The sequence below is a fragment of the Tenacibaculum singaporense genome, assembly GCF_003867015.1.
Classification (GTDB): Bacteria; Bacteroidota; Bacteroidia; order Flavobacteriales; family Flavobacteriaceae; genus Polaribacter; species Polaribacter singaporensis.
This window is the reverse complement of record NZ_CP032548.1, coordinates 1,001,210-1,013,540: the sequence shown is the minus strand read 5'-3', so window position 1 is coordinate 1,013,540 and position 12,331 is coordinate 1,001,210. Positions and strand designations below refer to the sequence as shown.

Genomic DNA, 12,331 nt, shown 5'->3' with positions numbered 1-12,331 from the left:
ATTACCTTATTTTATAATTTCTTTTTTTTCGTTCCGTCATTAGCAAATTTTGCTTTATAATTTTCTATAGATGCATCATAACCCTGATCGGTCCCAATAGATAGCTCTGTACCTGCTACATTTTTAGAGAAATCACTTCCTAGTTTTTTGTATTTGTCTTTATCATATCGTTTGTCTTTTTCCATTTCTACACCAGTTGTTTGTAGATTATCTCCTTCTACCTCTGTATCGTCTTTAGAAGCAATCCCCTTTGATTTGTATGTAGTATTTAAAAACTGACCTGGTAAGTTATCAATATCCATAGTCATAGCTTGTTGTAAAGCCTTTGTCAAAGTGCTTTTCGCCTTTGTTTTAATTTTCTCGTCTACCTTTTTCTTCCCTTTATTGTCTTTACCGAATTCCGTATCTAAAACTCCTTTTAGTTGATTGTTAACATTTGCATCATCCTTTATTTTTGCAGTAACTTCCATATTAAAGTTTGTTCCTCTAGATTTGAAGAAAGAGGCCAATTTATTCTCAACATGTGCCATTTCTTTTTGATTATACATTGGTGATGATGGATAAATATTCATTGCCGAATTAACTCCTGAACCTCCAAATTGATCTCCAATTATATGAGCATTATCAAATCCTGGAGTACCATCTTTTCCTGCTGATCCTCCATCCCATTTTCCTCTTCCAATTCCATCTGGCTTACTTGACAAATTGAATCCTTTTACTTTTCTAGTTTGTACTTTGTCTGAAATACCTTTTATAGCCTCGTCAAAAGTGATATTTATCTCAAATGTTGGACTATCTTCTCCTGCTTTTGCTTCCTTTGCATCTCCAGCTCTTTTTGTCTTATATTTGGCTGTATATACTCCATTCTTTTCCGTTAATTCCATTTCATCTGGAATAAAGTTTCCATGTGCTGGTTTGTAAGACTTGGATTTTCCTTTTTTTAAGACTCCTTCTTCAGCTCCATCACTTTCAATGTATATATTAGGATATGAACCAAATCCTTTTCCTGTTCTAAACTTATAGCTAGAATTTCTCTTATCAAGAATATAAACTTGTTTCTTGTCTATTTTATTAATATCTGTTTTTAATGCTTTGGTAAAAGACTCTAATGGAATACCTTCTTTATCTACCACCTTTTTATTTAAGTATTGATCTAACAACGGTAAATTATCCTTTTCATCTCCTTTTGCTTGTACCTTACCAGTAGTATCATTAGGTGCTATTTTAATTTTAATATCTACATCGTTATCTTCTTTATCTTTAGCTAATGCATTAAACTTTATATCTAAATTTATTCCTTTTTTTAATTGTGGTTGGTATTTATTTTCTAGGGTTTTAGCTTCTTTCTTTTTTCTTGTATAAAACTTATCAAACGGTTCTCCTTTTTTTGCTTTTTCTCCTAATTTCTTTTCTATCTTACCTACAATCTTTTTATGTTTCGCTTTATCTTTTGCTGTTAATTTTGCTGGTTTTTGCTTTTTATTATCATCTTTTATCTTTTTTGCATGCCCCTTTTTGGGTTTCTTTTTCCCTAAAATCTTATTAAATATTTTTTTAGCCTTTTTAATAACTTTATTAATGGCTTTGTCAATTTTCTTTCTAACTTTTTTAATTATTTTTTGGATTTTCCCAGTGAGCCCCGTTACTCCAACCAAAGCAGCTAAAAACCCTATTAATACTGGTATTGCTTTGGCTAAAGCAGTTTCGATACCTTTTGCTACAGCTTTAACATTTCCTTCTGCTAATGCTTTAATACTATTTATAAATGCAGTAACTAATTCAAATATTTGTGCTGCCCTTTCAACAAAAAACTTTACAATATCTATAATCATCATCGCTGCTTTTACAAAAGCTCCTGCTGGACTTAACAAGCCCATAACCCATTTTATACCCGCTTCAATAACTTTGGTGATTATCATATCTCGAATGGCATCCATAACCATTTCTTTGAGATTACTAAACTGTTCTTTTATATACTCCCAAAGCCCCATTACGCCATCTTTTCTAACTATCTGAAAAATTTCAACAGCTTTTTCCATACCAGCAACTACGGGTTCTCCTAATAATTTTACTGCTTTACTCCTAAAATAATCCCATGTCAATCCTAACATTTGAGTTACTAAGCTGAATATTCCTGAAAGACTAAATAAATTATCTGGTAAAGTAATACCTACATTACCTAGTGAACCTGTAAGCCATTCTATTACTCCCTTAATCATGTGTTTTTTGATATTGTTCCCAAAATCAACAAAACCTTGTTTGACCCCTTGTATTAGATTACTTAAAAACCCTATTGGGTCAGAAATTATAGCTCCTATTGCACTTACAGCTGCCGCTAGTAGATTAAGCAGCATATCCTTTATTTTTAAAATAGTTTTTATAACACCAGCTAATGCATTTAACGCAGCACCAATCCAACCGGCACTTACGCTTTCTTTTATTTCATTAAACTTTTCTTGTAAACTATCAACATTTTCTTTGTATGACTGTGCTAAATCAGCCGCTAATTCTTCCTGTTTTTCATAAACAGTATCTTCTAAATCTGCATACTGGTCATTAAAGTCGCTATATGCATCTTCCGCCAATTTCTTTTGCGACTCGTCTAAACTGTCAAATTTTTCTTTTGATTTTTTCTTTCCTTCTGCAATAGCATCTAAAGCCCCGTTCAACCCATCAGCTATGATGATTGAAATATCATCTAGAACCGAGTTCATTTTACTAATAAACTTTGCTTTTTCAACTCTAAATAATTTATCTATAGCTTCCGTATCTTCACCAAAAATCCAATCATCTATTACTGTCCATCCATAAATTTCGCCTAAGCCATCTTCAACATTTTCTTCAAAGGTTTTTTGAGCGCTCTCTGCTTCTTCACTAAACTTTTTATCTACATCTTCTGAGAGTTTTTCTAAACTTTCTGTAACTGTCTTTTTTGTCTCTTCATAAATTGCTTCAAACTCGGCATATATTTTTTCTTGCTCTGTTTTATCGCTTGTTTTATTCTCCGTTTGATTAGCTAAAACATTATTCTCTGACAATACTTTAGCTGTTTGTATTTGATCTAATCCCTCTTTACTATTTACAGTCGCTGTTTTTTGGGCTACCCCCAACTGAACTTGTTCTTTTTTTCTATACTTTACTGGCGCTAACTTTGCTTCGGTTTGGGCATTGTTCTTTTCTTCTAGAGCTCCTGTAAATTTAGGTTCATTAGATTTTGCTAATTGTTCATCCGTTACCTTATTTTCAGCCATATAATCATCTAATGACTGACTTTCTTTTTCCATTGAGATCTCTTGAGATGTCTTAGGTTTTGGAATTGCTGCTTTAGCATTTAATGGTTTTGGGGTACTCCCTGAGTTTGTAGGAGGTAATGGAACAGCTTCTACTGTTGGTTGCCCTGAAGCAGGAGCTGGTTTATCTGCCTCAGATTTCATTGGTCCTGCTAACTTATCGCTTTCAGCTGTAACTTGACCTGATATATTTTCTTTTATCCCTTGAATAGGCTTCTCATCTCTAAACTCTTGTGCTTCTTCTGAGTTTTTAGGAAGTTGCTTTTCTAAATCATCTAAATTCTTTTCTAAAAGTTTTTTAAACGATTCTGGTGTAAATGGCTCTCTCTTTTTTTCTTCTTCAGAGGTTGCTGATAATGAATCTGCATGTGCTTGCTGATCGTTTTTAGCTGATTGTACAGCTGCTGATGGGTGACCTGCTTGCTGCTGTTCACCTACCTTAGCTTCTGGATCTGGATGTTGTGATTTTTCTTCTTTTACCTTTTCTGTTTTTTTTATTTGTTGTTGAAAAGCGGGATCATCTTCTGGCTTTGTTGGTGCTTTTGGTATTTTCTTTTCTTTAACTACTCCTTCTTCTTTTTTTTCTTTTTCTGAGATTTCTTCTTTATCTTTTTTTCCTTCTTTAGCTTCTGTTTTTACTTGAGTAGTGTTATTACTTTTCGGTTGTGTCACAGAAGCGCTTGCTTCTTTAGTACTATTCTTTAAACCATTAAAAGAGTGTTTATCTATTCCTTTTTTGAGAACCTCAACTTTATCTCCTCCTTCTTTTTTTTCAACTTTTTCTTTTTCAGAAATTTCTAAAACCGATGCTTTTTGAGTTACTGACTCTTCTTTTTTGGTTGAAAGGCTATCTCCTTTTTTTATTTTTTTAGGTTCTTTTAGCGCAACTTCCTCTTGTTTTTTTTCAGGTTTAATCACCTTCATTTCTGGCTTAATAAAAGGTGATGCTTCCTTACTTTTTAAAGAAGGATTAGAAGGTTTTGCTATATTTTGTTTTGCTCTAAACATTACTTATTGTCTTTACTGCCAAATACGGTAGTTTGCATCAAGCTTTAAATGAGATCTTGAATAGATTTTTATGTAATAGCTATCTCCTGGTGTAACACTAGCTATAGAAAAATTTAATGTACCTGGTATGTTAGGTCCTAATCTTTTACTTCCTATGCGAGTATCCCATATCATACCACACTTATATACTTGCACACTAAAATCTTCTGGTCCTGTACTTCCTGATCTATTATAACTTACTGAAACCTCCCCTTTAAGAGCTGAACTACTGGATGGCTTAAACGTTTCTGAATAACACGTATGAATAAAGCCACTTCTACAATTTCCTCTATGAGGTAGTGAATGGGTTGGTGAACATTCAGGATCAGAAAGTTTTTGAATTTTCTTCTGCACCATTCCTTTTTGTTGAATTGTATGTGTTAACTCATGTGCTAACAGATGCTTTCCTTCTTTGGAGTTTGGATTGTATTTACCTTTATTAAAATAGATATCGTTTCCATGCGTAAATGCTTGTGCTCCTATTTCTCGACTCAATTGTGCTGCTTCTGAATCGTTGTGAATGTTTACATGGTTAAAATCAGCTCCAAAACCTGATTCCATTTCACTTCGTGTTTGTGCATCCATTTTTTGACCTCCATTTCCTCTTTTTAACTTACTTTCAAAAGAAGATTTATTTTTTGTTGAAGCAGATTTTTCCGTTTTTGACTGCACAGCTTCCTCTTCTTCTTGCTTTTGTACTTTCTCTTCTTTTTCACAATCATCGCACTTCGATTGTACTGCTTCTTCCTCTTCTTTACTCTGTACCGCTTCTTCTTCCTCCATCTTTTGAACGGGGTGCTCGTCTTCAGTAGTTTCCATTTTTTGTACTAAAGGTGTTACTTCAGAAGCCAGTGGTTTTTGCTGTATTTCTTCTTCATTTTCTTTTTTTTGTATTGAATTAACTTCCTTATTATTTCCTACAACTTTATCAGCCATATTATCTGCTTCAACTTCATATTGATCTCCTTTTCTTCCAAATGCTAACTTCGGCTGAATAAACAAATCCTTTTTTTTATCTTTTGTTTGAACGTTATTAGCTTCTGGTTTTTTATCTCTTTTAAACATGACTTTTAAAGTTTTAGTTATATTTTACCAATTCGTAAAAATTAATTCCTTCATCCAAGGAAGTTTACATAAGCTTAAATTCCATGGTAATTTGGTATCTAATAAGATATCTTGTGTTTTTCTTTCAACTGTTAGATTGGGGTTGTCTTTAGTTAAATCTAGTTTTCCTTCTCTTTGTAAATACTCATTACGCAATAGGTCGTTTGAAGAGTTTTTTAAAACTGACCAATTTTGAAGTACTGCTCTTAACAATTCCTCTGACTTTTCTTTAAGTTCATCACTCAGTACTACATTTCTTTCAATAGAACTTTGTATGGGTAGATTGCACAAAAATTTTTCGAAAATTAAATTGTTTTCAAACTGTTGTTCTTTTTTAGTAGCTACATAATGTAGTAAGTGAACTGCTTCATTGGGTTTGATAATTTTGTTCTCATTGTCTAGAAAACCACATGTATTAAAAAACTGTTTTAAAAAAGGGTGTAATAAAATTAATCCCGCATTTTTTATAAGATGTGATTTAGGTTCGCTTACAACTTCTTTTTTGCTTGAAAAAGTGTTTTTTAACGCTTCTTGATGTCTCCTTTTATATTCAGCTCTCTTTTGTTCTTCAGTAATTTTCTCCGTTTTTAAGTTTGCTCCTTTATTTTCATAAAGATTCTTACTTTTCGCTTGCATTTTTATTCTTAATTCTTCTTTTACTTCTTTACTTTTTTCTTTTGATGATATTTTCTTCTTTAAGACTTCTTTTTTGTTTTGATTATCTACTTTTTCAGGAGTTTTTTGTGAATTAGAGTTACCTGATTCATTTTTTAGAAGAATTAATTCTTCTGCTTTGTTTTGATTTTTTTCGACCCCTACTTTATCTAGTTCATCAATACTTACATCTGATTTTTTCTCTTCTTTTTTACTTATAAACTCTGTATTGACAACCTCAATACTACTTCTTTCTTTCTTCTCTTTAAACTCCTTCTGTTCTTTACTATCAGGATGAGTTTTAAATATTTTTTTTTGAGAAGTTAGCTCTTGTAAAAATTGAGTTAGACTTTCTGAAGAGTTAAAAGCCTTTGTTCTTTTGCATATCTCTATTTCTTTTTGAACTTCATTTACTATTCTTGAAAAATCATTATTAACTGTTGCTTTGATAAAAAACTTCCATACGCTGTTTTTTATCTCATGATTCTTAAAATCAAACTTTTTGATTGTTGATAGGAAAGCCTCATATCCTTCTGGTTTACTGAAAACTCCTAGGAATAATATTTGTAATTCTTCAGTCTTAAACTGTTGAATCAATCGATTCTGTTGAACTTGATCTCTTAATGATTTTAAAAAACGTTCTTCAAAAAATTGACTTTCTGTTATTTCAAACAACATCTTTTTTGTAAAATTTTTCTCTTCTTTTTGATTCCACCAAGCTGTTGTACCGTGTTGCAAAAAGTGAAAAAAAGCATCTAATTTAGATTCTGATGTAGTAACCTTTTTTATAGCTATCTCATGTAGTTCTGGGGCTTTGAAAATTGCTTTTAGCTTTGTTATAAGTTGTTCTTTTATTTCTCTCTTTGTACTGTTATCATTTATAGACTTATTGTTAGTTGATACATCTACTTCAATACTCAAGTTTTCTATTTGCTGAATGTATGCTTCATACTCGATTTCTTGAGAATTAAAATATTTTTCTATTTCTGGAAATACCTCATCCTGTAAAAAGCTCTCTATAGAGTTTTTATACTCATCTGCTATCTTTTTACTTTTCGTATTTACCTCAACAAATACTTTTTGAATGGTATGTTCTTTAGCAACCATTATAAGTTTTGTATTAAGTTTTCATTCATAAACTTAGAAATATATTCAGCTTGAATATCTGTTGTAAATGCCTCTAAAAACTGTAGAAAAGCTTCATTAGCTACTTTTATTTGATTTTCTTTAAAAGAGATAAAAGCACTATCTATTACTTCTAACAGTTCTAAGATAATTCCTCGATTTTCATCCAACTCTAAAACCGCTTGTTCTTGACAATGAAGAATATTAAAAAACAATCTTACTTCTGCTCTAAAATATCTTGTAAGTAATGTTCTGTTTTCAACATCTTCTATAAGTAATTTTGATGTATTGATAAGTAACTTAGAAAACATTCCTCTTAATTGATTGTTGTTCTCTCCTTTTAAATAAGAGTTACTTTCATCGGTTATAATTGCTGTATAAGCATCATTTGTAGGAACTACTACAACCATATTAACATTAGTTCCACTACCTCCGTCGTTTATACTAAACTTGTTTAACTTATAGTAGGTTTCAACTTCTGTTTTTGTTATTTCCTCACAAGTTTTGTCTTGTGTTTTTCCTATTTCTATAATTTCTGTTGATGTATTCTCTCCACACTTACTTACCACCGTTAAAGAAACTTTTACCAGCTCTCCATCAAAATTACTTAGGTCTTCTGTTATTGTTGTTCTATTTATTTGAGGTTCTCTTTCAACTCCATTAATTACCCAAACATATTTGTCTCCTTTTTCAGAAGTATTTGTTAACGATAATATTCTAGTTTCCAGATCAAAACTATGAGTAAAGCTTGCTTGTGGTGTTGCTGTTAAATTAATAGTCTGTGTAACAAAAGTTCCTACAAGACTTATACTTACAGTACCTGAATTTGTTAATCCTGAATTAGCTGGCACAAATTTCCATAATGTTGTTTCTTCATTAAACTTTACATTTCCGCCTACAAGTTTCACCCCTTCAAATTGTGGTCTTACTACAACAGGATAAGACTCTTTATCACTTAAACAAAAAGTGGTATTTGGTAAGCTTATTGTAAATTCTGGAAAGGTTATATTCTTTGTAAAATCTGCTTTAGAAAAACATCCGTTACCATCAGTAATCATTAGCTTTATTGTATATAAATTTCCTACACCTTCTTTTACTAATAACTGAGGATTGAACAACTCAGTCTCCGATTCAATGCCATTTACACTCCAATTAAATCTTAATCCTTCCGATTTTACACCTTCTGGAAGTATTGCCTCAAAAGCTGCTTCGTAAAATAATTGTCCATCTTTCCATATAAATCTAGATTCGCTTCGTTCAGAAATGCTTATTTGTTTAACTTCATGAATCGTTATTCTTGCATTTGTTGTTTGTCCATCTTCTAAAAACTCAATAATTTGATTATAACTTTCAAAAGTGGCTACATCAATAACTAATTCATTATTCTCAACCGTTACTCCTTTTATAGCACCACCTGCAATAGTTATTGTTCCATTAACATTGGTAAATGGTATTCTTGCTATTTTTTCTTTGGTAAAATCGATACAGTATGATGGTTCGATAGCTAACTCTGATGGTGTTAAGGTGTCAAACTTTATTGGACTTATAGGAATTTCTTTTGAGCATGGTCCTAATGAAATTTTCAACCCTGGTTGTATCTCATTGTTTATATCATCAATTGGCAATCCATAATTTTGAAAAACTTTATTATTTATTGGTGTACGTTCCACTCTGGCACCATCCCCCATAAAGTCCCAAGAATACTTAATGTTTGTAAAGAAATCAGCATTGACAAAATCAGTATCTTTCCAATGCAATACGTACGTTACTCTTGCTTTAGATTTATCTTCATTATATTCTATAGGTTGTTCTACATCTACCACTAATTCTAATGCTGGGTATACAATAAGTTCACAATCGGTAGGTTCATCGTTTACTGTAAACTTCATTAGCTTACCTAATAAACTTTTATCCGTTTTAGTAACATCAATTTTCCATTTTTCATCTTCTGGATCTTTGAACACCCCAGATATTACTCCTTCAGGAGCAATTGCTTTTATCTCTCCGTCTACTGGTCTCACAGTAAAAATTAAGGGTTCAATTACAGTATCTTTTTGCAAGCAAATAGTGCTTACTGGTAAGCTTAAAAACGGTGGCTCTTTAGGGATTATGAAATTTACTGGTGCACAGTCTGAACAACACATATATGGCAGAGAAAAATCTGCTACCACGGTGTTTTTTAATGTTTCATTTTCACTGATCACTTCATTTTCGTCGAAATATAATCGTTTGGTAGTTTCTAAAACAACAGGGTTGTATACCTGAAAGAAGTATTCTCCTTTCGGTACTAAGTGATCTTTAATCGTAATACGCATTCCAACGAATCCATCTTTGTACATTTTGGTTTCTTCAGCCTTAAGAACTTTTGATACTCCCGCTCTAAACCAAGTTCTGTTTAAGAATGCTGTGAAATTATTTACTGTTTCTGCTAATGTTTTTCCAACCAATACAACATCTTGTTCAAAAAACAGCCTGTCTTTTAGGTTAAAATAACTTCCATCTACAAATGAAAAATTAATACTTGAGCTTGTATCCCATAATTTGATTACTCCTCCATTTTTGTACAACATTTCTTTTTCCAAAAATGTTTCTTTAGAAGCTAAGAACCCGTCTTTTATAAATCCGTTATCCGATAGTATCGGTTGATTTTTAAATACTACATCTAATACTACATCATCAAATGTATTTTTATCAGCTGCATTTTCGGTAACATACACCATTACAAAAGTTCCACCTGGAACAACCCCTGCTTTATGTTCAAGTCCTGGGTGTTGTTTTACAAATTCTGAAAGTTGTATTTTTTCTAATATTTTTTTCTTTCTCTTTTCTATTTCAGCTAGTAGTGTTTCTAGCTTTTTTCCTGAACAACAAACAATGGATAATTGGTTAATTAACAATCCTAAAATTTGCTTAGTAGACAATTCTAGTGTAGTACTGTTATATTTAGCCTGCAAACTTTTTACTTTTTTACACAACTCAGCAATGGTTAACTTATAGTTGGTTAACACTAAATTATCTATGTCTCTTATGTATAATGGTACTTTGGTATCTAATATATATGCATGAACCAAGGTTTCGGTTAAATCTGTTAAAATGAAGTCACTAAGCGTAGGTTCTTCTTTCCATACTGCCGTTTCTTTTATTACCTCGGTTTCTTTATTGAGTTGAACAATAATGTCACTAGCTGATCCATCTTTATTTTTATCAAATACTTTTTCTATTAAAATCCCCAGCGAATCATCTTCTTTTGTTAAACTCTCTTTAACTATATTTTCTTCTTCTAAAAACCTACTGTATTCTTTAGCTCCAATATCGTATTTATATGTAAAACCTTCCTTTATACTTGCTTCTTTAGAGAGCAAATCCATTCTACTCACATACTCTTTTACTTGTGGGATCTCTTCCTTAATTGGTTCCTTCTCTAGAACAATTGTTTTATCTCTAAATTTTTCAACTTTATCAACTACTGTATTAGCTTTTGGATTGGTTAATTTAAAAGCTGAAAATGTTTTACTTACTTCTGATAAAATACAATTCTGCTCTGCTCTCCATGCATTCAATAACATTTTTAAGTCTTCAAACTCACACTCGTAATTGTTTATATTAATGGTTTGTTCTGTAGCATTGATAGAAAGTGTTTTAACATCGAAACTCAATCCGTTATCTTTTTTAAGTTTTAAGATTTTTGCCAATGCTTCTCTATACATTTTTCCTTGATGTCCTTCAATTCTGTAAAAGTCATTTTTATCAATATTGTATGATAATGGCTTTTGAATTGCTAAGGAGCTGGAAAGGTTTTCTTTATGATAACTTAAATTCTGATTTGCTCTGTAATTTTTTGTTTTGTTAAAATCCCAATTCTTTAGAAACTCTGAAGAAACATTGTAATAAAAAGGAACTGCTTTATCGCTCAAAGGAGTATGTGCTTGTGATGGCGTAATAATAACGTCTTCAGACTTTGTTTTTCCTATATAATTACTCACAATAGCAATTGCTCTATCAATTAACAATTGTACTTTTTGAAGGTTCTCATTTTCTTGACCTACAATTGTTGATTTATAGAATCGGTGACGTAATTCTGGGTAATCTTCCGTTTGCTTCAATTTTCCTAACATAATATGTTTTGGAAAAGCACCTATGTTTGGACAACAGTTTACATTGATGTGAAGTAATAGTTCTTTAATTTCATTGTAGGTATCTACCAAGTCTTTTATAACATCATATCTGTACTGAAAATCTAGTGGAACGGCTAAAGAACTAAAACTAAATAATGATTTTATTTTAGCTGTTATTGATGATTTTTGAAATTTTGAGAATATTGTATCAAAACCATTAATTAAATCGACACTAATACTTTCATCTTTAACAACACTATCAAACTGTGCTTTTAATTCTGAAAATGTTTTGGTGTTTTTTTCGTTTAATACAACTCTTTTTACTTCTACAACAGGTAACTCATCATTAATTTTATACCAATTGTGTTTTAAAAATATAGCATCTTTTGCAGCAATAGCTTCTAAATCTTCAATACTCACAAGTAATACTCGCAGTTTATTAATCTGTTCTATACCTTGATTATCACATGTCAACTTACTACACAATTCATCTTCATTTGAGTACTGCTCTAAATACAACAAAACAGCCATTTTTTGTATCTCAGGAAACTCAACTAAATTGGTGTGTGACTCATCTTCTTCTGTATGCAATTCCCATAAATTGTACTGCTTATCTTGAGAATCTTTAAAACGCTCGTAATTACCATCAGTGTCTTCAAACTTTTTATAGAATGAAAATGTTTTTGACGGTAGGTTTTCTTCTATTAAATCAAAAAACTGAACTAAATCTCCATCTGTAGTTACCGAAGTTCCTTGCGTTATTTCAATACTTGTAATAGCAGCTTTATCTATAGTCAACTGAGGAGTTACTTTAAAACCACAAGCCAAACCAACACCACTCAAACCTAACCTCGATAAACGGTTTTGATCATCGAAATAATCAATAAATGTGTTTAATTGTGTTTCTGTTAATACTTGATTGGCATTAAACTTACTATATTCAGTTGTAATTTCTTTTAGTTTTAGGTTAGTCGTTTCCATACGTATTATGTTTTG

The 12,331-nt window shown here is 31.5% G+C and carries 4 protein-coding genes; all 4 read right to left on the bottom strand.

Translation table 11 applies throughout. The features are described from left to right. Window positions 1-11: 11 nt before the first annotated feature. Genes D6T69_RS04625 through D6T69_RS04610 form a run of 4 tightly spaced genes read right to left on the bottom strand, consistent with a single transcriptional unit; the run spans window position 12 to window position 12,316 of the window. Window positions 12-4,298 (bottom strand): DNA/RNA non-specific endonuclease, encoded by a 4,287-nt coding sequence (locus D6T69_RS04625; RefSeq protein WP_125066666.1) that lies wholly within the window; start codon window positions 4,296-4,298, stop codon window positions 12-14. Window positions 4,299-4,310: 12 nt separating this feature from the next. After that, window positions 4,311-5,402 (bottom strand): eCIS core domain-containing protein, encoded by a 1,092-nt coding sequence (locus D6T69_RS04620; protein WP_125066665.1) that lies wholly within the window; start codon window positions 5,400-5,402, stop codon window positions 4,311-4,313. A gap of 24 nt (window positions 5,403-5,426) precedes the next feature. Continuing rightward, a complete protein-coding gene (locus D6T69_RS04615; protein ID WP_125066664.1) occupies window positions 5,427-7,202 on the bottom strand; it encodes a contractile injection system tape measure protein in 1,776 nt (591 codons plus the stop codon). Continuing rightward, complete coding sequence (locus D6T69_RS04610) at window positions 7,202-12,316, bottom strand: hypothetical protein (RefSeq protein ID WP_125066663.1); 5,115 nt, start codon at window positions 12,314-12,316, stop codon at window positions 7,202-7,204. The genes D6T69_RS04615 and D6T69_RS04610 overlap by 1 nt, the downstream gene beginning before the upstream one ends. Window positions 12,317-12,331 lie beyond the last annotated feature (15 nt).

Coding starts and splice junctions, on each gene's coding strand:
- D6T69_RS04625 (WP_125066666.1), bottom strand. CDS start 4,298: ATGTTTAGAGCAAAACAAAATATAGCAAAACCTTCTAATCCTTCTTTA.
- D6T69_RS04620 (WP_125066665.1), bottom strand. CDS start 5,402: ATGTTTAAAAGAGATAAAAAACCAGAAGCTAATAACGTTCAAACAAAA.
- D6T69_RS04615 (WP_125066664.1), bottom strand. CDS start 7,202: ATGGTTGCTAAAGAACATACCATTCAAAAAGTATTTGTTGAGGTAAAT.
- D6T69_RS04610 (WP_125066663.1), bottom strand. CDS start 12,316: ATGGAAACGACTAACCTAAAACTAAAAGAAATTACAACTGAATATAGT.